This is a genomic window from Kocuria flava, from assembly GCF_001482365.1.
Taxonomy (GTDB): Bacteria; Actinomycetota; Actinomycetes; order Actinomycetales; family Micrococcaceae; genus Kocuria; species Kocuria flava.
The window spans coordinates 3,429,286-3,448,159 of sequence record NZ_CP013254.1 but is presented as its reverse complement, the minus strand read 5'-3'; the positions used below and the strand labels follow the sequence as shown (position 1 = coordinate 3,448,159).

Genomic DNA, 18,874 nt, shown 5'->3' with positions numbered 1-18,874 from the left:
CCCGGACGTTCCCGGACGAGCGCGGACGTGCCCGGACGTGCCCGGACGTTCCCGGACGTTCCCGGACGTGCCCGGACGTTCCCGGACGAGCACGGGCGTGCCCGGACGAGAAGGTGAGATTCCGGACGGGACGGCGAATCCCGGCCACGGGGGCGATGCCGCGGACGAAGACGAGGGCCCGGACGAGGACGAGGACCCAGGCTCAGAACGGTGGCGGGTCCTCGTCCGCACTGGCCGCACTGGCCGCAGGTGCCGCACCCGCCGCGTGGGCCGCGGCGGTCGCGGCGGTCGCGGCGGTCGCGTGCGACGGTGAACGGTCCCGCCCGCCGGTGGCCCGGGCGCGCGAACCGGGCCGTGCCGCGGTGCCCCGGGCACACGTGACGGCGGAGTGCGTCCCCTCGCGCTCCGACGCCGGAGGCGGGACGGACGGGAGGGCACAGGGGTCCCCGGTCTCCACCGGTGACCCGGTTCTCTCGGGGACCGTGCGGTGGATCCGGCCGGCAGGCGAGGTCCACTCCAGCACGCCGCCGCCGGGAGAGGGGCCGAGCTGCCGCACGGTCCAGCGGCCCAGCGGGCCGTCCCGGTGCTTGACGAGGTGGTGGTGCCGGCACAGGTGCGCGAGGTTGCCGGCGGCGGTGGTCCCGCCGTCCTGCCACGCCACCGTGTGGTCCAGGTCGCAGCGCTCGGCCCGGCGGCGGCAGCCGGGGAAGCGGCAGGTCACGTCGCGATGGACCAGCCTGCGGCGCAGGTCCGCAGGGACCGCGTAGGTCGTGCGGTCGTGGTCGAGGACCACCCCGGTGACCGGGTGCACCAGGATCCGGTGCCAGGACGGGGCGCCGGCCGCGAGCCGGGCGGCGACGTCGGCGTCGATCGGGCCGTGGCCCGCGAGGACGGCTGCAGCCGTTCCCCGCACGACCGCCGGCAGGTCCGCGGGTCCTCCGGCCGCCGGCGGACTGCCGGGAGCATGGGCGGTCGGGGAACCACCGGGCCCCCGGGCGGCCTCCAGCAGGGTCAGCGCCGGGACCGTCACCGTCACCTGTCCTCGCACGTCCCGCGGGAACGAGGGGTCGTCCGGCACCTCGCCGGCCAACAGGAGGTCGGCGAGGACGTCGGCCCGCCGCTGCGCCGGGGTGCGCGCCGGCAACTCGGGCTCCTCCGGGGCGAGACGGCCGCCCGTTCCGTCCGCCCGTCCGCGGGCCGGGCCGCAGGGCCCCGTCACGACAGCCTGGGGCCCGGGCACGGTGTGGCTCCCCGGACGCACGACGACGGCGGCGCGGCGCCCGACGGCGGGATCCGGCGGGCCGGCCGGGACCACGGCACGGGGCAGGCCGGCACGGGGCAGGCCGGTACGTCCTGACGGACCCGGCGGGGAGAGCCGCTCCACGAGCGCGTCGAGCCGGTCCGCGGCCGCGAGAGCGGTCGGGGCGTCCAGCAGCGCGTGCAACCACGCCATGCCGTCCTCGTCCGCTTCGACCCACACGCGCCGCTGCTCCCGCGCCCTGCGGTGGCGCACGGCCACGGTCTCCGCGAGCAGCGCGGCCCGGCGCCGGCGCGCGCACGCCCGCAGCTGCGCCGGGGTGCTCTCCGGGGCGCGCTCCGCGAGCTCCGCCACGAGCCGGCGGACGAGCTCGGCGGGCGCCCGCTCCGCCTCCGGGGCGTCCTCGACGAGCTCGCGCCACTGCTCGGCCAGCACCGCGGCGTGCCGGGAGCCGAAACGGCCCGCCTCGAGCCCGCCGAGCACCACCGCCTCGCGCACCCGCGCCACGGCCGCGCCGGCCGAGAGGCGCAGGGCGGGACCGATCTCGTCGGCGACGTCGAGCACGGCCTCGCGCTCGGCCGCGCGCGTGCCGGCTGCGCCGCGGGCTCGCTGCTCCGTCCGCGCCAGCACCCAGAGACGGTGCAGCACGCGCAGCTGGTGCCCGGCCTCCCGCGCCTCACGGGCCGCGGAGTCGACGAGGTCCTGCACCAGGTCCGCGGCCTGGGGAGCGGGACCGTGCTCCGGCGCCCTTCCCCCGGCGGGGGAGGGGACGTCAGGACCCGGAGCGGGACGGGAGCGGCGGTGCGCCGTCGTCGTCATGGCCCCATTCTCCCGGCCGCCGCGGACACCGTAAGCGGGCCCGCGCAGAGGTGACCGGACCGCGGCGCGACCGGTGCCGTCCCGCCCCCGGGAGCCGCCGAACCCGGGGCGCGGTCCCGGAGCCGCGCCGGCCGGGCCCCGGGCCCGCCGCAGCACCCGGGACGCGCAGCGGGATTCCCGGCCGTGAGGCGCCCCCGGGGCCGGAGCACCGCACGCACGCGCGTCCCGGAACGCGACGTGCCGCCCCTCCCGGAGGAGGGGCGGCACGCGGCGGCGGAGCGCAGGCCGGACCTAGCGGGAGGTCACCAGGGCGCCGGCGATCGCGGCGAGGAAGAGGTCCTTGGACAGGCCGGTGCCGGCCTCGGACGGGCGGACGCCGTCCTCCTGGGTCATCTCCGGGTTGCGGAAGTACATCGCCAGCAGACCGGCGGAGAAGGCACCCAGCGCCAGCCCGGCCACGCGCTTGTTGACGAACGGGGTGAGCAGGGCCGCGCCGATGCCCATCTCCGACCAGGCCACGAACTTGCCGAAGGTCGCGGAGTCCCACTCCTGGAACTGCGGCACGCCGGTGGCGGCGAACTGCTTCAGGCCCTCGGCGGCCTCGACGGGCAGGTCCTTCTTGCCGTAGCCGGACTGGAGCAGGTAGGCGCCGGAGACGCCGCGGAGGATCGCGTTGGAGAGGCTCATGGTCGGTCCTTTCGGGGAGGAGGGGATGGTTGAGTCGTCAATCACCCTATCAGCGGGCCGGGTGCCGGGCCCGGCCGGGAGCGGCACCCGGCCCACCGCCGACCGGGCGTCCGGCCGACCCGCCCCCGGCGGCGCGTGCTCTCCCCAACGCGGCCGCGGCCGGCCAGACTGGGGGCAGCGGACCGTCCGCGGATCACCGCCGGGGACCTGCGGGGCCCCGGGGAAGGAGCATCTGATGACCGATCTCACCGGCAAGGTCGCCCTCGTCACCGGCGCCGCCTCCGGCATCGGCGAGGCCTGCGCCAAGGACCTCGCGGCCCGGGGCGCCAAGGTCGTGGTCACCGACATCGACACGAACAGGATCGACGACGTCGTCCAGGCGATCATGGCCGCCGGCGGGGACGCCGCCGGGTTCCGCCTCGACGTCGCGAACGCCGAGGAGAACCGGGCGGCCGTCGAGTTCGCCCAGCAGACCTACGGCGGCCTCCACCTGGCGGTCAACAACGCCGGGGTCGGCGGGCAGACCGACGCGGTCGGGGAGACGGACCTCGACGCCTGGCGGCGCACCGTGGAGATCGACCTGCACTCGGTGATGTACGGCATGCGCCACCAGCTGCCGGCGATCGAGCAGGCCGGCGGCGGGGCCGTCGTCAACATGGCCTCGATCCACGGCACCGTGGCCACCGCGCTGGGCAACAGCGCCTACACCGCGGCCAAGCACGGGGTGGTCGGGCTGACGAAGCAGGCGGCCGTGGACTACGGCCAGCGCGGGGTGCGGATCAACTCCGTGGGTCCCGCCTACATCGACACCCCGCTGCTGAGCAGCATCGAGCCCGCCGTGCGCGAGGCCCTGGTCGCACGGCACCCGATGGGCCGTCTCGGCCGGTCCGAGGAGGTCGCCGCGCTCGTGACCTTCCTGCTCTCCGACGAGGCGTCCTTCCTCACCGGCGGCTACTACCTCGTCGACGGCGGGTACACCGCGCTGTAGCCTGATGGCCCCGGAGTCCAGGAGGATCCCATGGTGACGTTCGGCATCCGCAGGCCCCGCCCGCTGAGCTCGCTGCGGGCCCGCACGACCGGGCGGGTCAAGCGCAGCATCAAGCGGGCGGTCGTCCCCGGCTACGGCCGCCCCGGCACCGGCTGGGTGCGCGACCCGCGGCGGGCCGCCCACAACGCGGTCCACCGGCGGACGACGATCGGGGTGGGGGACCTGCTCCGCCGGCTGCTCAAGTAGCACGGGCCGGCGCCGCCCCGGCCCCGGGGCGGCGCCGTCCCGTGCGCTCCGGCAACGCGCTGCCCGCCCCGCTGCGGTGTGCTCCGCCACACCACGGCCGTCCCGCACGCCCGGTGCTGTAGGGTGGGGTCATTGCACATGGCACTGCTCCCCGACGACGGGGACGCAGGCAGGCGTCGAGCACCCCCCGTTTCTTTGTCCAGCGCGGCACCGTCCCAGACGGTCTCAGCCCGCTCGCAGGGGCTCCAGGAGTTCTTCGGCGCACCCGGCGTCGACACACTTCCCGCCGGGACGACGATCGAAAGACGTATCCCCCGTTTTGACTACCTTCACCGACCTCGGCGTGCCCGAGGCCCTCTCCGCCGTCCTCGCCCAGCAGGGCATCGACCAGGCATTCCCCATCCAGGAGAAGACCCTCCCCGACTCGCTGGCCGGCCGCGACGTGCTCGGCCGCGGCCGGACGGGCTCCGGCAAGACCGTGGCGTTCGCGCTCCCGCTGGTCTCCCGGCTCGCCGGGATGACCGGCAACGGCGCCCGCGCCGCACGCCGGGCCAACCGGCCCACCGGTCTGGTGCTCGCACCGACCCGTGAGCTCGCGACCCAGATCGACCGCACCGTGGCCCCCATCGCCGAGGCCGCCGGGCTGAGCACCACCGTGATCTTCGGCGGCGTGTCGCAGAAGAACCAGGAGAAGGCCCTGGCCCGCGGCGCGGACATCGTCATCGCCTGCCCCGGCCGGCTCGAGGACCTGCTCAAACAGGGTGTCCTCACCCTCGACGACGTCCGCGTGACCGTCATCGACGAGGCCGACCACATGGCCGACATGGGCTTCCTGCCCGTGGTCACCCGCATCCTCAAGCGCACCCCGCAGGGCGGTCAGCGGCTGCTGTTCTCCGCGACCCTCGACGGCGGCGTGGACAAGCTGGTCAAGCAGTTCCTGTCCAACCCGGTCAAGCACTCCGTCGACGCCCCGCAGGCGGCCGTGTCCACCATGGAGCACCACGTGCTCGTCGTGGACGCGGACGAGAAGCAGGAGCTCGTCGAGGCCCTGGCCTCCGGCACGGGCCGCCGCGTGATGTTCACGCGCACCAAGCACCGCGCCAAGAAGATGGCCCGCAAGCTCACGCAGTCGGGGATCCCCGCGGTGGACCTGCACGGGAACCTCTCGCAGAACGCCCGCGACCGCAACCTCGCCCAGTTCTCCTCCGGGGACGTGCGGGTGCTCGTGGCCACCGACGTCGCCGCCCGCGGCGTGCACGTCGACGAGGTGGAGCTGGTCGTCCACGTCGACCCGCCCACCGAGCACAAGTCCTACCTGCACCGCTCCGGGCGCACCGCCCGCGCCGGCGCCTCCGGCTCCGTGGTCACGGTGGCCACCCGCGAGGAGCGCCGCGAGGTCACCCAGCTCATGAAGGCGGCGGGCGTGACGGCCGAGTTCGAGACCGTGACCGTCACCTCCCCGGCCGTGGCCGAGCTGGTGGGCGAGCGCGCCGAGAAGGTCGCCTGGACGGCCCCGCCGGTCCAGCAGCAGGGCGGCGGCACCGGCGGCCGCGGCCGCGGCGGTCAGGGCCGGGACGGCCAGTCCGGCCCCGGCCGCACCCGTGACGGCCAGGGCCGCGGCGGGCCGTCCCGCGACGGCCAGGGCCGTGCCGGCCAGTCCGGTCCGGGCCGCTCCCGCGAGGACCAGCCCCGCGGCGGGCGCGAGCAGCGTCCCGCGGCCTCGGGCCGCGGCGGCGCCCGCGCCGGCTCCGCGCCCCGGGCCACGGCCCGCTCCGCGGCCTCCGCGCCGGCCTACACGACGCAGTCCGCCCCGGACCGCGCCACCCAGGCCGCCGCCGCGCGCCGCCGCAGCCGCGGCCCGCGCCGGGCCACGGCTCCCCAGGGCGCGGCCACCCGCTGACCCGCGTCCCGCTCCGGGACCCACGAGGGCGCGGCCCGTCCGTTCCTGCCTCCGGGCAGCACGGACGGGCCGCGCCCTCGTCGCGTCGACGGGAGGGCCGGTGTCAGGCGGGCGGCAGCAGCGAGCGCAGCAGGTCGAGGGTGACGTCCGTGTGCGCGTCCACCAGGTGCAGGCCGGGCGCGGGGGTCACGGGCACGTCGCCGGGGACCACGACCACGGGCATGCCCGCGGCGGCCGCGCTGGCGGCGCCGGTCGGGGAGTCCTCGACGGCCACGCACCGGGCCGGGTCCACACCCAGCCGGCGGGCGGCCAGCAGGTAGGGCTCGGGGTGCGGTTTCGGGTGCTCGACGTCCTCCTGCGAGACCACCTCGCGCAGCACCTCGGGCGCCCCCGCGGCGGTGCCCCGGGCGACGACGGTGAGCGCGTTCGTCACGACCGCCCCCGGGACGCCCGCGGCGGCCAGCTCGTCGAGCAGCGCCCGCACGCCCGGGAGGAACGGCACCTCCCCGGTCAGCGCGGCGGCGACCTCGCGGCCCAGCTCGGCCGTGAGGCCCTCGACGGTCCCGTCGGCGCCGCGCTCGAGCATCAGCCGGGCCGACTCGGGCACGGTGCGGCCCAGGGTGGCGAGGTCGTCGGCCTCGTGCCACGTCGTGCCGTGGCGGGCGGCCACGGCACGCTTGGCCACGGCCCACAGGGGCTCGGTGTCCACGAGCGTGCCATCGTGGTCGAACAGGACGGCGGCCGGCAGGGCGGGGGCGCGGTCCTCGGGGTGCCCGGCCACGGCTCAGGCCTCCCGCGCCGGGACGCACACCGCGGCCGGCACCCCGGCCGATTCCGGGGACGACGACGGCTGCCGCGCCGCGAGCGAGCGCAGCAGCTCGAGGGTCAGGTCCCGGTGGCGGGCCACGTGGGTGATGCCCGGGCCCGGGGCCACGCGCTGCGCGCCGGGGACCACGACCACGGGGATGCCCGCGGCCACCCCGGCCGCGGCGCCGGCGGGGGAGTCCTCCACCACGACGCACCGGGCCGGGTCCACGCCCAGGCGCCGGGCCGCGGTGAGGTAGGCGTCGGGGTCGGGCTTCGGGCGGACCCCCTCGGCGTACTCGTCGGTGCCGACGACCACCCGGAAGAGGTCCTCGGGGGCGGCGGAGGCGGTGTGCCGGGCCATCGCCGAGCTCGCGTTCGTGACGATCGCCGCGGGGATCCCGGCGGCGGCCAGCTCGTCGAGCAGCGCGCCGATCCCGTCGATGAATTCCAGCCGCTCGCCCTCGAGGACCCGGACGCTGTGCTCGAAGACCGCGGCGAACAGGTCGTCGTCGCCCAGCCGCACCCCGATCCGCCGCAGCCGCTCGAGCGTCGCGGCGACGGGTCGGCCCAGGGTCGCGTCCGTGTCCTCGGCCGTCCACACGGCGCCGTGCTCGGCGGCCAGGTTCTGCTTGGCCCGCTCCCACAGGGGCTCGGTGTCGACGAGGGTCCCGTCGTGGTCGAACAGGACGGCGCTGGGGAATCCGGGGGACGACATGGTCACCAGCCTATCGGCCGGGGCCCCGGCCGCTGCGGGCCGCCGTAGACTGGCGGCCGTGCCCGACGCCCTCGCTCCCGTCCCGGGCCGCAGCACCCCCGTGCAGCGGCTCGTGCCCGCCCTCGCCCCGTCCGCCGCCGTGCTGCTCGCCCTGTGGGTCGCCGCCGGCCGCGGCCTCGCCGGCGCCGCCGGGGAGCTCGTGCCCGTGCACGCCACGGCCCTGGCCCTGCCGCTGGGGGTCCTGCTGGGCGCCGGAGCCGTGGTGCTGCGCCGCGACGCGCGCGCCCACGTGCCCGCCGGCGCGTCGCTGCGGGCGTGCCTGACGACCGCCGGGGCGTGGGCGGTGGTGCTGGCCTTCGGGGCGGTGCTGCCCGACCGGGTCGACGGGCGCGGGGCCTCCCTGCTGACCGAGCTGGCCGGGCCCGGGCTGCTCGGGCTCTCGGCGGGCTTCGCCAACACCCTCGGGATCCTCTCGGCCGTCACCGCCGGCGCCGCGCTGGCCCTGGCCGCCACCGACCTGCGGCGCACCCGGCGGATCCAGCGGGGGGAGCCGCTGAGCGAGGACGAGATCCTCGACCGGCAGGGCCTGTGACCACGCCCGGGCCGGGAGCCCGCCGGGTCGTGCGGGGACCGGAGCGGTAGCATCGGCGGCATGAGCGACGCCACCCCGGACATCTCGCCCGTGCCGCCGGAGACCAAGGACTGGACGGCCGTCCTCGACGGCGGCTGCGCCGAGTGCGGCTTCGACCCCGACTACGACGTGCGCACCACGGGCGACCGGGCCCGGGAGACCGTCGAGGCCTGGAACGCGGCGCTGGACCGCCGCGGGCTGACCGAGCGGCCGCGGCCGGGCACGTGGTCGCCCCTGGAGTACGGCTGCCACGTGCGGGACCTGTGCCGGGTGTTCCGCGAGCGGCTGCGGCTGATGCTCGAGGAGGACGACCCGGTCTTCCCCGACTGGGACCAGGACGCCGCCGCGGTGCAGGACCGCTACAACCTGCAGGACCCCTACGAGGTCTCCGGGCAGCTGGCGCAGGAGCTGCGCGCGACCGCCGACGCGTTCGACGCGGTGGAGGAGGACCGGTGGGAGCGTCCCGGCCGCCGCGGCGACGGCAAGGCCTTCACGGTCGCGAGCTTCGCGAAGTACTTCCTGCACGACGTCGAGCACCACCTGCGCGCCGACGTCCGCGGCTGAGCCGCCCCTCCCGTCCCGGGCGGGCCCGGCGGGCCGGGCTCAGCCCAGGTGCACGGTCCCGTCGTCGTCGACGCGCCAGCCGGGGTTGTGCGCGATCTCCCACACGACCCCGCCGGGGTCGGCCACGAGCGCGTGGAAGACCCCGCCGAAGGCCCCGTCCTGCGGCGGGGTCAGGACCGTCCCGCCCGCGGCCGCCATGTCCGCGGCGAGCCGGCGGACCCCGTCGGGGTCCGCCACGTTGTGCGCCAGGGTCAGGCCCGCCGGCGCGACCGGGGCGGGCAGGCCGAGGTCGGCCGCGAACTTCGCCGCCTCGAAGAGGGCCAGCACCGTCCCGGGCGCGATCCGGAAGAACAGGATCTCGCCGGGGACGTCGAGCAGCGGCTCCCAGCCGAGGCCCCCGGCGTAGAAGGCGCGGGCGGCGTCGAGGTCCGGGGTGGCGAGGGTGACGACGTGCACGTGCTGGTCCATGGCGGCCTCCGGGGCGTGGTGCTGCGGGCCCGCGCCGGGCCCGGGGCCCCCGATGCTACGGGACCCGGCCGCCCCGCCCCGTCACCAGCCCAGGGCCGCGCGCAGGCGCTGCTCGACGTCCGGGGTGAGGGTCGCCGCGTACGTGGACGTGAGGTGGTCGAGGTCGCGGTAGACGACGATGTTGCCGACCACCGCCGGGCAGACGTCCTCGGTGCACAGCCGGTCGGTGAGGTCCACGACCCGCACGTCCTCGTGCCGTGCGGCGACCTCGAGCAGCGGGTCGGTTCCCTGCAGGGCCTGCTCGCGCGGGACGTTGCAGCGGGGGTGGCCCGCGCCGTAGGTCTCGACGCACTCGAACATGTCGAAGGGGAAGCGCGGGTTGTCCCGGAACGCCACGACCGGCACCCCGGCGTCCAGGAACGGGGCGGCGCCCTCCTCCCAGCCCTCCACGAGCTCCTCGTGCGGGGCCGCGGGCAGGCTGCGGGTGCCGACCGTGACCACGGCGTCCGGGTCGCGGGCCAGGGCCGCGTCCCGGGCGGCCGCGTTGAACGCGGCGCAGTCCTCGTCGACCGGTGCCGCCGGTCCCGTGTAGCGGCAGCCCATCCGCAGGTAGCTGACCACGGACCAGCCCTGCCGCTCGGCGGCCCGGGTGACGGGGGTGAGCAGCTGCATCGCGTGGGAGTCGCCGATGACCACGAGCGTGCGGGTGGGGGCCGAGCCGTCCGTGGGCCCGACGGACCAGCAGTCGCCGAGCCCGGCGAGCGCCTCGGCCCCCTCCTCCGGGGAGCACGGCAGCCCGGTCTCGCCCCACTCCGACTCCCGCTCGGCCCCGGTGGGGATCAGCGGCACCCCCGCCGGGGCCTCGGCCTCCCCGCGGAGCACGGCCGCCCCCGGATAGTTCTGCGGGGCCCGCTCCACGGCCTGCTGCTGGGCGACGCGCACCGTGTTGCCGGCCTGGGCGGCGCCCACCGGCACGGCCACGAGGGCGAGGGCCGTCACCAGCCGGGCGAGCTCACCGGTCACCGGCCGGCGCAGCCGCGCCCGCAGCAGCGGCGCGAGCAGACCGGGAAGCCGCACGAGCGGGCCGGTGAGGCGGGTCAGCAGCAGGGACGCCGCGAGGATCCCGACCCCGTGCAGCACCGGCACGTCCTCCCGGAAGAGGACCAGCGCGTAGGTGACCAGCAGCGGCCAGTGCCAGAGGTAGATGCCGTAGGCCCGGTCCCCGAACCAGGTCAGCACCGGGGCGGCCAGCAGCCGGTCCGCACCCCAGCCGGTGCGCGGGGCCAGGGCGGCGGCCAGCAGCACCGCGGCCGCACCCGCGGTCGGGGCGAGGGCTGCGGTGCCGGGGAAGCGCGTGTGCGCGTCGACCAGGAACGGGGTGGCCACGACCGTGCCGAGACCGGCCCAGCCCAGGGCCGCCGCGCCGTGGCGGCGCAGCGGGCCCGCCCCCTCCGCGGGCCGGGGGAGCGCGGCCACCGCGAGCGCGGCCAGGGACCCGAGGGCGAACTCTCACACCCGCGCGAACGAGTCGAAGTAGGCGCCCTGCGGCTCGGCCGCGGTCGAGGCGGCCGACCAGGTGAGGGAGGCGGCGAACAGGGCCCCGAACAGGGCGGCGGCCAGCCGGCGGAAGGGCAGACCGGTGCGGCGGGAGGCCCAGGCGGTCCCGGCGAGCAGCAGCGGCCACACGAGGAACACCTGTCCCTGCAGGGACAGCGACCAGGTGTGCTGCAGCGGCGTGGAGGCCGCGCCGCCGCCCGCGTAGTAGTCGACCGCCTCGGCGGCCAGCACCCAGTTCTGCACGTGCAGCAGGCTGCCCCACGCGTGGCCGAACAGCTCCTCCCAGCGGCTGGGCGGGAACAGGGCGAGCACGGCCGCGAGCACGGCCAGCAGCACCACCGCGAGCGGACCGAGCAGGCGGGAGAACGTCCGCAGCCAGTACGCGCGCAGCTCGAGCGGCCGGCCGGCCTCGGCCCGGCGCACGAACGTGCCGGTGAGCAGGAACGCGGAGAGGACGAAGAAGACGTCCACCCCGCCCGAGACCCGGTCGGTGAACACGTGGAAGGCCACCACGAGCAGCACCGCGACCCCGCGCAGCCCCTGGAGGGACGGGCTGCGCGGCGGGGCGGTCCCCGTGCGGGGGGCGTGCGGGCGGGCGGGGGTCAGCAGTGCCACGGGGAGCGGTCCTCGGGGGTTCAGTGGTCCTGGTTGAGCAGGCCGCCCAGCCGCACGCGCATCCGGCGGCTGGCCTGGTTGAGCCCGGTGATCCGGACGTCCTTGCCGTAGTGCGCGTACTTGTCGGTGACCGCGTCCAGCGCCGCCACCGTCGAGGCGTCCCACAGGTGGGAGTCCTCGAAGTCGATCACGACCCGCTGGGGATCCCCTGCGTAGTCGAACATCGTGTAGAGGTCGTTGGAGGAGGCGAAGAACAGCTCGCCGTGCACGGTGTACCGGGCGACCGGCTCGCCGTCCTGCGCCACGACCTCGCGGTCCACGCGGACGAGGTGGGCCACGCGGCGGGCGAAGGCGATCATCGCCACGAGCACGCCCACGACCACGCCCAGGGCGAGGTTGTGGGTCCAGACCGTGACCACGACCGTCGAGACCATCACCAGCGTCTCGGGCAGCGGCATCCGGCCCAGGGTCGAGGGGCGCACGGAGTGCCAGTCGAAGGTGGCCCAGGAGACGAAGATCATGATCGCCACCAGCGCCGCCATGGGGATCACGGCGACGACGTCGCCGAGGCTGACCACCAGCACCAGCAGGAACACGCCGGCCAGGAACGTCGAGATCCGGGTGCGGGCCCCGGAGGCCTTCACGTTGATCATGGTCTGGCCGATCATCGCGCACCCGCCCATGCCGCCGAACAGGCCGGTGACGGTGTTGGCCACGCCCTGCGCCCAGGACTCGCGGGTCTTGTCCGAGCGGGTGTCGGTGATGTCGTCGACGAGCTTGGCGGTCATCAGCGACTCCATCAGGCCCACGAGCGCCATGGTGAGGGAGAACGGGGCGATGATCCGGAAGGTCTCCAGGGTCAGGGGCACGTCGGGCAGCAGCAGCACCGGCAGCGACTCGGGCAGCTCGCCCTTGTCGCCCACCGTGGGCACGTCCGTGCCGAGGGCCACCACGAGCGCGGTGATCACGACGATCGCGACCAGCGGGGCCGGGACCACGGTGGTGAGCCGCGGCAGCAGGAAGACGACGAGCAGCCCCAGGGCCGTCAGCGGGTACACGGCCCACGGCACGCCCAGCAGCTCGGGGACCTGCGAGCTGAAGATGAGGATCGCCAGCGCGTTGACGAAGCCCACCATCACCGAGCGGGGGACGAAGCGCATCAGCCGCGCGGCCCCCACGAGGGCCAGGACCACCTGGAAGATCCCGGCGAGGATCACGGCGGCGAGGAAGTGGTCGATGCCGTGGGAGGCGACCAGCGGGGCGATGACGAGGGCGACGGCCCCCGTGGCCGCGGAGATCATGGCGGGGCGCCCGCCCAGCACCGCGGTGGTCACCGCCATCGTGAAGGAGGCGAAGAGCCCGAGCCGCGGGTCCACCCCGGCGATGATCGAGAACGCGATGGCCTCGGGGATCAGGGCCAGGGCCACGACGAGCCCGGCCAGGACCTCCGTCTTGAGCCACCGCGGGTTGCGCAGGGCGAGCCGGACGGAGCCGCGCTCCTCGGGGGTGGCGGCGGTGCTGCGGCCCGCGGGGCGGCCCTCGGCGACGGTGGACATGCGTAAGCTCCTGGGGGAAGACGGTCCCGCGGGGACCGGTGAAGAGGAAGAGGGCACGAGGGCGCAGCGGCGCACCGGCCCCCGCAACCCTAACGCAGCGTCAGGGTTGTCGACAACGAGCACGGCGAGGCGACGGCGGACGGCATGGACGGCACCAGGACGAGGACGGGGCGGACGGCCCCGCGGCGGGGCGCGGGCACGGAGGGCTCCCCGCGCCCGGCCGACGACGACGGCACCCCGCCCGGCGGGTCCGGCCACGACGCGCCCGCGCCGCCGCAGGACGGCCCCGCCGCGGAGGAGCTCCTGCAGATCGGCGCGATGGCCGAGCGCAGCGGGCTGTCCCTGCGCACGCTGCGCCACTACGACGCGCTCGGGCTGCTGCCGCCCTCCGGGCGCACCGAGGGCGGCTACCGGGTCTACACCCCGGAGGACCTGCGCCGGCTGATGACGATCAAGCGGATGAAGGCCCTCGACTACTCGACCGCGCAGATGGGCGAGCTGCTGCGGCTGCTGGACGTGGCCGAGGGGACCGGCCCCGAGCAGGCCCGGCGCGAGGCCCGGGAGCAGCTCGAGGCGCTCCTGGCGGACGCGCGCGCCCGCCGCGAGCGCCTCGCGGAGCAGGTCCGCCGCGCGGACGAGTTCCTGCGCGTCCTCGAGTCCCGCCTGGGCTGAGCCGGGCCCGGGCGGGCCCCGGCCGGGCGCGGCCGATGGCATAGGCTCGTGCACGGGCGGCGCGGACGGGCTCCGGCCGCCGCCCCGGACGCGAGGAGGGCGAGGGACGCACCATGCAGGACCAGCACACGGCCGAGCCGGCGCCGCCGTACTACCACCGCTGGCTCACGGTCCCGAACGTGGTCTCGGTGCTGCGCTTCAGCCTGATCGTCCCGGCGGTGCTGGCGGTGCTGCGCATCCACGAGCACCCGGTGGCCGCCCTCGTGCTCGTGGCCTCCTTCTCCCTCACCGACTGGGTCGACGGGGTCCTCGCCCGGGCCCTCGACCAGCGCAGCCGGGTCGGGGAGGTCATGGACCCGATCGCCGACCGGCTCGGCACCGTGGCGATCGCGGTCGCCGCGAGCGTCGTCGGGCTCTTCCCGTGGTGGGTGCTCGTCGTCGTCGTGGGCGTGGACCTCGTCGTCGGCGCGGTCGCGCTGCGGCACCGGTCGCTGGGCGTGCTGCGGGTGACGAGGGCCGGGAAGGTCAAGACGGCCACGCTCATGGTCGGCTCCGTGCTGATCCTCGCCGGGCCGGCGTGGGAGAGCACGGCCGTCACCGAGGTCGGCCGGGTGCTCGTGCAGGTCGCCGCCGTGCTGCACCTGGTCGCGGGCGTCCAGTACGTCCGCCAGGCCGCGGGCCGGCAGGCGCCGCCCGCGCCCCGGGACGGGCGGGGCCGGGTCAGGCGGCCGGGGAGCTCCTGAGCCACGCGAGGCAGCGCACCCGCAGGTCCTCGAGCTGCGCCACCGCCTCCGCCAGGGTCAGGCCCAGCGGCCCGTGCTCGTGGGTCTCCGCGTGGACGAATGCGCACAGCGTCACCTGCCCGGTCCCCTCCGGCTGCCAGTCCTCCACGATCCCCGACAGCGCCCCGCCCCAGTGCGGCACCTCGGCGGGGTCGCGGCCGTCCAGGAGGGCGGCGTCCACGCGGAACTCGCCGTAGAGGACCACCTCGTGGTCCGTCACCGTGGCCACGACCCGGTGCAGCCCGCCCAGGTCGTACTGCTCGGGGGTGAGGCTCTGGCCGTCGGCCACCGTCGCGGCGCCGAGCACCGTCGCGGGGTCGCGCGGGAGGTTCCGGGTCTCATGGCTGTCCGGCTCCTCCGGACGGGGCCGGTCGTCCACGCCGGCCGTACGGGGTCCGCCGCTCGGGCGGTGGGGGTCCCGGCCCCCACGCTAGCGAGGCGGCGGGCGCCCGCGCCCGGACCGTGACGCACCGGGAACATATGACGCCCCGGTGACGGGCGGCGGGGTGCCGGGCCGGACGTCTAGCCTGGGCCCATGGGCTGGCACATCGGCACCTCCGGGTGGAGCTACGACCACTGGGAGCACGTGCTGCACCCGCCCGGCACGCCCCCGGCCCGCCGCCTGGCCCTCTACGCCCGCACCTTCGGCACCGTGGAGCTCAACGCCTCCTTCTACCGGTGGCCGCGGGACGCGACCTTCGCGGGCTGGCGGGAGCGGCTGCCGGAGGGCTTCCTGCTCTCGGTCAAGGCGCCCCGCGGGCTCACCCACGCGAAGAAGCTCTACGCCTCCGAGGCGTGGACCGGCCGGATCGCCGGTGCCTGGCACGAGCTGGGCGCCCGGCGCGGGGTCCTGCTCGTCCAGCTGCCCCCGGCGCTGGGCCGGGACGACGCCCGCCTGGAGCACTTCCTGGCCGGGCTGCCGCCCTGGCTGCGGGTGGCGGTGGAGTTCCGCCACGACAGCTGGGTGCACCCCGGGGTCTTCGCCCTGCTGCGCCGGCACGGGGCCGCCTACTGCGTGATGAGCGGCGCCGGGCTGCCGTGCGTGCTCGAGGCCACCGCGGGGTTCGTCTACGTCCGGCTGCACGGGCCCGACCACCACCACCTCTACGCCGGTTCCTATCCGGAGGCCGACCTGCGGTGGTGGGCCGACCGGATCCGGGAGTGGGACGCGGCCGGGCGGGAGGTCTTCGTCTACTTCAACAACGACGGCCACGGCTACGCCGTGCGCAACGCCCTCGCGCTGCGCTCGCTGCTCGGCGGCGGCTGAGCCGGCACGGCGGGCAGGCCCGCGCCCCGCGCCGCCGGGGAGCGGGGGCGCGGGGCGCGGGACCGGACGGTGCGCGTGCCCGGGGTGCGGGGCGGCCCCGGGGCCGCGCGGCGGGCTCAGGAGGCGCCGAGGAGCAGGCCCGTCGTCGCCGGCCGGGCACCGCGCGGCGCGGCGGGCTCGGGGGTCAGGGCCTCGGGCAGCAGCACCACGAGCGAGCCGAGGGCGCGGGAGGTCCAGCCGGCCGGGGCACGCACGGGCGCGGGGGTCGCGTCGGTGCCCTCGCGCTGGCGGCGCACGGCGTGGCCCAGGACGAGCAGCCCGGCGAGGGCGAGGCCGACGCCCACCCACGCCGGGGCACGGTAGCCCCAGCCCGCGGTGATGACGGCCCCGCCGAGGAACGCGCCCACGGCGTTGGCGAAGTTGAACGCCGCGTGGTTCATGGCGGCGGTCAGGGACGGGGCGTCCTTGGCCTCGCGCAGCAGGCGCATCTGCAGCGCGGTGGAGAACAGCGCGCCCAGCGCGCCGATCGCGAAGACCCCCAGCACGGCCGCGACGGGCAGGTGGGCGAAGAGCCCGAAGAAGGCCAGGGTCGCGGCGGAGACCACGCCCGCGCCGACGGCCGTGCGGCCGACCGAGCGGTCCAGCAGCGGCCCGGCCAGCAGTGAGCCCAGGGTCATGCCCACGCCGTAGATCGCCAGCACCCACGGCACGACCGAGAGGTCGAGGCCGCTGAGCTCGGTGAGGGTGGGGGAGACGAAGGTGTAGACGGCGAACATCCCGCCGAAGCCCACGGCCCCGGCCGTCAGGGTCAGGGCCACCTGCGGGCGGCCCAGGGCGCGGACCTCCCGCGCCACGGAGACCCCGCCCTCGCTGCGGGTGCGGGGCACCCACACGGCCAGCGCGGCGACGGTCAGCACGCCGATGACGACGACGAGCCCGTAGCCGGCCCGCCAGCCGAGGGCCCCGCCCAGGGCGGCGGCCAGGGGCACGCCCACGATGTTGGCGACCGTCAGCCCGAGGGCGACCCGGGCCACGGCCGTGCCGCGGCGCTCGCGGGGCACGAGGGAGGAGGCGACCACGGCGGCGACGCCGAAGTAGGCGCCGTGGGGCAGCCCGGAGAGGAACCGGGCGGCGTAGAGCAGGTCGAGGGAGGGGGCGGCCGCCGAGAAGGCGTTGCCGGCGGTGAAGGCGCCCATGAGCCCGAGCAGCAGCGTCTTGCGCTCGAGGCGGGCGGCCAGGGCGGTGATCAGCGGGGCGCCGACCACGACGCCCAGCGCGTAGAGCGAGATGGCGTGGCCGAGGGAGGGGATCGAGGCGCCGAGGTCCTCGGCGATGAAGGGGATCAGGCCCATCGAGGCGAACTCGGTGGTGCCCACGCCGAAGCCGCCCAGGGCGAGGGCGAACAGGGCCAGGCGGGTGCCGGCGCGGCCGGGCGGGTCGATCACCTCGAGCACGGCGGTGCGGGGTGCGGACATGGTGGTTCCTTCCGGGGACGGACGGGGTGCGGTGGAACAGCGCGTCGTCGGGCCGAACCGGATGAACGCACGACGTTACGGGCCGTGACGCGCGCCGCCAAGCCCCGGGCGGTGTGATCTTGGACAGATCGGAAGGGCTGTGATATGACTCGCGCCCCGCCGGACGGACGGGGCGCGGCTCCCGCCGGGCGGGGGAGGAGGGCATGGAAAGAGCGGCAGACGGGAGTCGAACCCGCGACCTCCACCATGGCAAGGTGGCGCTCTACCAGCTGAGCTACTGCCGCATGCGCGCCTCGTTCGAGGAGCACGCGGGAAAACACTACCCCATCCCGGGCGGCGCCGCGTGCGGGGCTGTAGGTTCTCGCGGAACTTGTCATAGGTACCCCGCCCTGACCTGTGGCTCTACCGGAGCTCTCATGGACAGATTCTCACTATCTTGTCGGAATTTCCGGTCAAGCCACTGCTGGCCCAGGACCGTATGGTCCTGGGCCAGCAGTGTTCCACCTGTGCTAGAGCCTGCTCCGCGAATCGGTGAGCTGGCTTGGTAGGTCGGTGTGATTACCGTTGCGCCGAGTCGGTGCTGTGCTCCGTACCTGTCGGGTCAAACGGCCTCGCGGCTGCCACGATCAACTCGTCCCGGAACACGGATCCGTAACCGGCTGCTGTGGCCGTCCATGCCACTCGGACCGGGCCCTGATCATCCGTACTGCGCACGAGGACGACATCATCGTTCTCGCTCCCCCAAGTGGGTTCCGGCGGTAGCGAGTCGAGGTTGATGGTGACGACCAGGCTTCCGTCCTTGTTCTCCCAATCGACGGGATAGCCGACGAGTTTGAAGTCCGTGTTGATGATGGGCTGGAAATCCCAGGGGTGGCGCTGATTGCCGATCGGCTCCACCAGATCGTTCTTCCACTCATCCCGGTCGTTCCTGTCGCGCCACTTCACCCCTTGGGCCCCGTGGAATGTGATGATCACGGTGACCTTCTCGAGGAAGCTGTCCGCGTTGTTGGATATGTGGAAGCGCAGGCCGTCGCCCAGCAGTCCGAGCAGCTTGTCCTCAGTCTCCGGCCAGCCCGCAACAGCTTTGGGGCGCCACGCTTCCAGCCGATCCTCTACTGCTTCTGCACTGGGGTCGAGCGGGCTGACGCCCATGCCCAGCAGCGCGAATGGTCGAGGACGTCCTGCCTGGGCTCTCATCGATTCGCGGTACCGTTCGGCGAGGCGATCCAGGTATCTGTCCCGGCCAACGGCCGAGCTGACCAGGCTGTAGGCCAGGCCCTCAATCTCCAGACTCAGGTCCAGTGCCGGCTCGACCTGCATCCGACGCAGGAGGGCCTTGATCTGGGCGGTCTTTGCCGGGGCGGTGTTCCCGTCGTCCCTGACGTAGATGCCGCCGTCGGCCAGCGACCCGGATTTGCGGTCAGCGTCGTACGCTCGATGGCAGAGATGCATGGGGTCGCCCTGCTGCGGGGGCTCGACGATCAGGAACAGCACCTCCTGGCCGGTCTCTAGGCGTAGCCGATTCAGTGTGAAGCGAGGACCTTCCGGACCAAGATAGGGCTCGACTGCCTGCCGGATGTGCAGAATCTCCATCCCGGGCTCCACACCCGGAGCTTGTCCCTGTGCGGCTCCGATGACCATGACGGCGTACCCGCCGAAGTGCCGCTGGGCGACTTCGGGCAGACGGTTGGCGGCCCCCAGGATGAACTTCGCCAGCTTCGCCTTCCCTGCTGGTCTCCCGAAATCGACCTCCAGCTTGATCTCGAGGTAGTCGCTCTCCAGGACATCTCCGCGGTCGACTACAGCGGTCAAGATCTCTTGAAGATGGTCTTCGCCGAGCGGGGGTTTCTTCGTGTCCATGGGGCCA

At 75.5% G+C, this 18,874-nt stretch carries 18 protein-coding genes, 1 tRNA gene and 1 pseudogene; 8 read left to right on the top strand and 12 right to left on the bottom strand.

Annotation, left to right across the window (positions count from 1 at the left end):
• Positions 1-202 precede the first annotated feature (202 nt).
• Both AS188_RS15395 and AS188_RS15390 read right to left on the bottom strand, forming a co-directional pair.
• The gene (locus AS188_RS15395; protein WP_147050405.1) at positions 203-2,077 is read right to left on the bottom strand and encodes an HNH endonuclease signature motif containing protein; all 1,875 of its coding nucleotides are present in this window, start codon (positions 2,075-2,077) and stop codon (positions 203-205) included.
• Between the two features lie 291 nt (positions 2,078-2,368).
• Positions 2,369-2,764, bottom strand: coding sequence for a hypothetical protein (locus AS188_RS15390; protein WP_058859573.1), 396 nt, complete (start codon positions 2,762-2,764; stop codon positions 2,369-2,371).
• A gap of 235 nt (positions 2,765-2,999) precedes the next feature.
• Between AS188_RS15390 and AS188_RS15385 the strand changes: the two genes are divergently transcribed.
• The 3 genes from AS188_RS15385 (at position 3,000) to AS188_RS15375 (ending at position 5,898) form a co-directional block, all read left to right on the top strand.
• Positions 3,000-3,752 carry an SDR family NAD(P)-dependent oxidoreductase gene (locus AS188_RS15385; RefSeq protein WP_058859572.1) on the top strand — a complete coding sequence of 251 codons (753 nt, stop codon included), beginning with the start codon at positions 3,000-3,002 and terminating at the stop codon, positions 3,750-3,752.
• Positions 3,753-3,782: 30 nt separating this feature from the next.
• Positions 3,783-3,998 carry a hypothetical protein gene (locus tag AS188_RS15380; protein ID WP_058859571.1) on the top strand — a complete coding sequence of 72 codons (216 nt, stop codon included), beginning with the start codon at positions 3,783-3,785 and terminating at the stop codon, positions 3,996-3,998.
• Between the two features lie 319 nt (positions 3,999-4,317).
• Entirely contained in the window at positions 4,318-5,898 is a 1,581-nt protein-coding gene (locus AS188_RS15375) for a DEAD/DEAH box helicase (protein ID WP_058859570.1), read from the top strand.
• A gap of 103 nt (positions 5,899-6,001) precedes the next feature.
• Here the strand turns inward: AS188_RS15375 and AS188_RS15370 are convergent, their stop codons facing one another.
• Both AS188_RS15370 and AS188_RS15365 read right to left on the bottom strand, forming a co-directional pair.
• A complete protein-coding gene (locus AS188_RS15370; RefSeq protein ID WP_058859569.1) occupies positions 6,002-6,679 on the bottom strand; it encodes an HAD family hydrolase in 678 nt (225 codons plus the stop codon).
• Positions 6,680-6,682: 3 nt separating this feature from the next.
• Positions 6,683-7,420: an HAD family hydrolase gene (locus AS188_RS15365; protein WP_058859568.1), complete on the bottom strand. Its 738-nt coding sequence runs from the start codon at positions 7,418-7,420 to the stop codon at positions 6,683-6,685.
• Between the two features lie 58 nt (positions 7,421-7,478).
• Here AS188_RS15365 and AS188_RS15360 point away from each other — a divergent pair, with 58 nt between their 5' ends.
• Together AS188_RS15360 and AS188_RS15355 are read left to right on the top strand one after the other, a co-directional pair.
• Complete coding sequence (locus tag AS188_RS15360; protein WP_083529502.1) at positions 7,479-8,012, top strand: hypothetical protein; 534 nt, start codon at positions 7,479-7,481, stop codon at positions 8,010-8,012.
• A 60-nt stretch (positions 8,013-8,072) separates the two neighbouring features.
• A complete protein-coding gene (locus AS188_RS15355) occupies positions 8,073-8,615 on the top strand; it encodes a DinB family protein (RefSeq protein WP_058859567.1) in 543 nt (180 codons plus the stop codon).
• A 39-nt stretch (positions 8,616-8,654) separates the two neighbouring features.
• Here AS188_RS15355 and AS188_RS15350 read toward each other — a convergent pair whose 3' ends face one another.
• From AS188_RS15350 to AS188_RS15335, 4 genes and pseudogenes are all read right to left on the bottom strand, one after another.
• Entirely contained in the window at positions 8,655-9,083 is a 429-nt protein-coding gene (locus tag AS188_RS15350; protein ID WP_058859566.1) for a VOC family protein, read from the bottom strand.
• 81 nt (positions 9,084-9,164) lie between these two features.
• Positions 9,165-9,779, bottom strand: a complete 615-nt coding sequence (locus AS188_RS17790; protein WP_335339151.1) for an SGNH hydrolase domain-containing protein — start codon at positions 9,777-9,779, stop codon at positions 9,165-9,167.
• A gap of 462 nt (positions 9,780-10,241) precedes the next feature.
• Positions 10,242-11,138 (bottom strand): annotated as a pseudogene (locus AS188_RS17785) (acyltransferase family protein); the annotation flags it as partial.
• A gap of 137 nt (positions 11,139-11,275) precedes the next feature.
• The gene (locus AS188_RS15335; protein ID WP_058859563.1) at positions 11,276-12,811 is read right to left on the bottom strand and encodes a SulP family inorganic anion transporter; all 1,536 of its coding nucleotides are present in this window, start codon (positions 12,809-12,811) and stop codon (positions 11,276-11,278) included.
• 144 nt (positions 12,812-12,955) lie between these two features.
• Between AS188_RS15335 and AS188_RS15330 the strand changes: the two genes are divergently transcribed.
• A complete protein-coding gene (locus AS188_RS15330) occupies positions 12,956-13,483 on the top strand; it encodes a MerR family transcriptional regulator (protein ID WP_307725703.1) in 528 nt (175 codons plus the stop codon).
• A gap of 113 nt (positions 13,484-13,596) precedes the next feature.
• Positions 13,597-14,226 carry a CDP-alcohol phosphatidyltransferase family protein gene (locus AS188_RS15325; RefSeq protein WP_058859562.1) on the top strand — a complete coding sequence of 210 codons (630 nt, stop codon included), beginning with the start codon at positions 13,597-13,599 and terminating at the stop codon, positions 14,224-14,226.
• Here AS188_RS15325 and AS188_RS15320 read toward each other — a convergent pair.
• Positions 14,204-14,644 carry a hypothetical protein gene (locus AS188_RS15320; protein ID WP_058859561.1) on the bottom strand — a complete coding sequence of 147 codons (441 nt, stop codon included), beginning with the start codon at positions 14,642-14,644 and terminating at the stop codon, positions 14,204-14,206. The genes AS188_RS15325 and AS188_RS15320 overlap by 23 nt on opposite strands.
• A gap of 156 nt (positions 14,645-14,800) precedes the next feature.
• Between AS188_RS15320 and AS188_RS15315 the strand changes: the two genes are divergently transcribed.
• The gene (locus tag AS188_RS15315; protein WP_058859560.1) at positions 14,801-15,532 is read left to right on the top strand and encodes a DUF72 domain-containing protein; all 732 of its coding nucleotides are present in this window, start codon (positions 14,801-14,803) and stop codon (positions 15,530-15,532) included.
• Between the two features lie 116 nt (positions 15,533-15,648).
• On the opposite strand, the gene AS188_RS15310 is transcribed toward AS188_RS15315, so the two are convergent.
• The 3 genes from AS188_RS15310 to AS188_RS15300 all read right to left on the bottom strand — a co-directional run bounded on the left by AS188_RS15310 (position 15,649) and on the right by AS188_RS15300 (position 18,867).
• Complete coding sequence (locus tag AS188_RS15310; protein WP_083529501.1) at positions 15,649-17,007, bottom strand: MFS transporter; 1,359 nt, start codon at positions 17,005-17,007, stop codon at positions 15,649-15,651.
• Between the two features lie 211 nt (positions 17,008-17,218).
• A tRNA-Gly gene (locus tag AS188_RS15305) sits at positions 17,219-17,291 on the bottom strand.
• Between the two features lie 274 nt (positions 17,292-17,565).
• Complete coding sequence (locus AS188_RS15300) at positions 17,566-18,867, bottom strand: hypothetical protein (protein ID WP_058859559.1); 1,302 nt, start codon at positions 18,865-18,867, stop codon at positions 17,566-17,568.
• Positions 18,868-18,874: the final 7 nt, after the last annotated feature.

Bases quoted from the DNA above. Each gene is read 5' to 3' on its own strand.
- AS188_RS15300 (WP_058859559.1), bottom strand. From the start codon at position 18,867: ATGGACACGAAGAAACCCCCGCTCGGCGAAGACCATCTTCAAGAGATC.
- AS188_RS15385 (WP_058859572.1), top strand. From the start codon at position 3,000: ATGACCGATCTCACCGGCAAGGTCGCCCTCGTCACCGGCGCCGCCTCC.
- AS188_RS15350 (WP_058859566.1), bottom strand. From the start codon at position 9,083: ATGGACCAGCACGTGCACGTCGTCACCCTCGCCACCCCGGACCTCGAC.
- AS188_RS15325 (WP_058859562.1), top strand. From the start codon at position 13,597: ATGCAGGACCAGCACACGGCCGAGCCGGCGCCGCCGTACTACCACCGC.
- AS188_RS15310 (WP_083529501.1), bottom strand. From the start codon at position 17,007: ATGTCCGCACCCCGCACCGCCGTGCTCGAGGTGATCGACCCGCCCGGC.
- AS188_RS15315 (WP_058859560.1), top strand. From the start codon at position 14,801: ATGGGCTGGCACATCGGCACCTCCGGGTGGAGCTACGACCACTGGGAG.
- AS188_RS15355 (WP_058859567.1), top strand. From the start codon at position 8,073: ATGAGCGACGCCACCCCGGACATCTCGCCCGTGCCGCCGGAGACCAAG.
- AS188_RS15330 (WP_307725703.1), top strand. From the start codon at position 12,956: ATGGACGGCACCAGGACGAGGACGGGGCGGACGGCCCCGCGGCGGGGC.
- AS188_RS15365 (WP_058859568.1), bottom strand. From the start codon at position 7,420: ATGTCGTCCCCCGGATTCCCCAGCGCCGTCCTGTTCGACCACGACGGG.
- AS188_RS15335 (WP_058859563.1), bottom strand. From the start codon at position 12,811: ATGTCCACCGTCGCCGAGGGCCGCCCCGCGGGCCGCAGCACCGCCGCC.
- AS188_RS15390 (WP_058859573.1), bottom strand. From the start codon at position 2,764: ATGAGCCTCTCCAACGCGATCCTCCGCGGCGTCTCCGGCGCCTACCTG.
- AS188_RS15380 (WP_058859571.1), top strand. From the start codon at position 3,783: ATGGTGACGTTCGGCATCCGCAGGCCCCGCCCGCTGAGCTCGCTGCGG.
- AS188_RS15395 (WP_147050405.1), bottom strand. From the start codon at position 2,077: ATGACGACGACGGCGCACCGCCGCTCCCGTCCCGCTCCGGGTCCTGAC.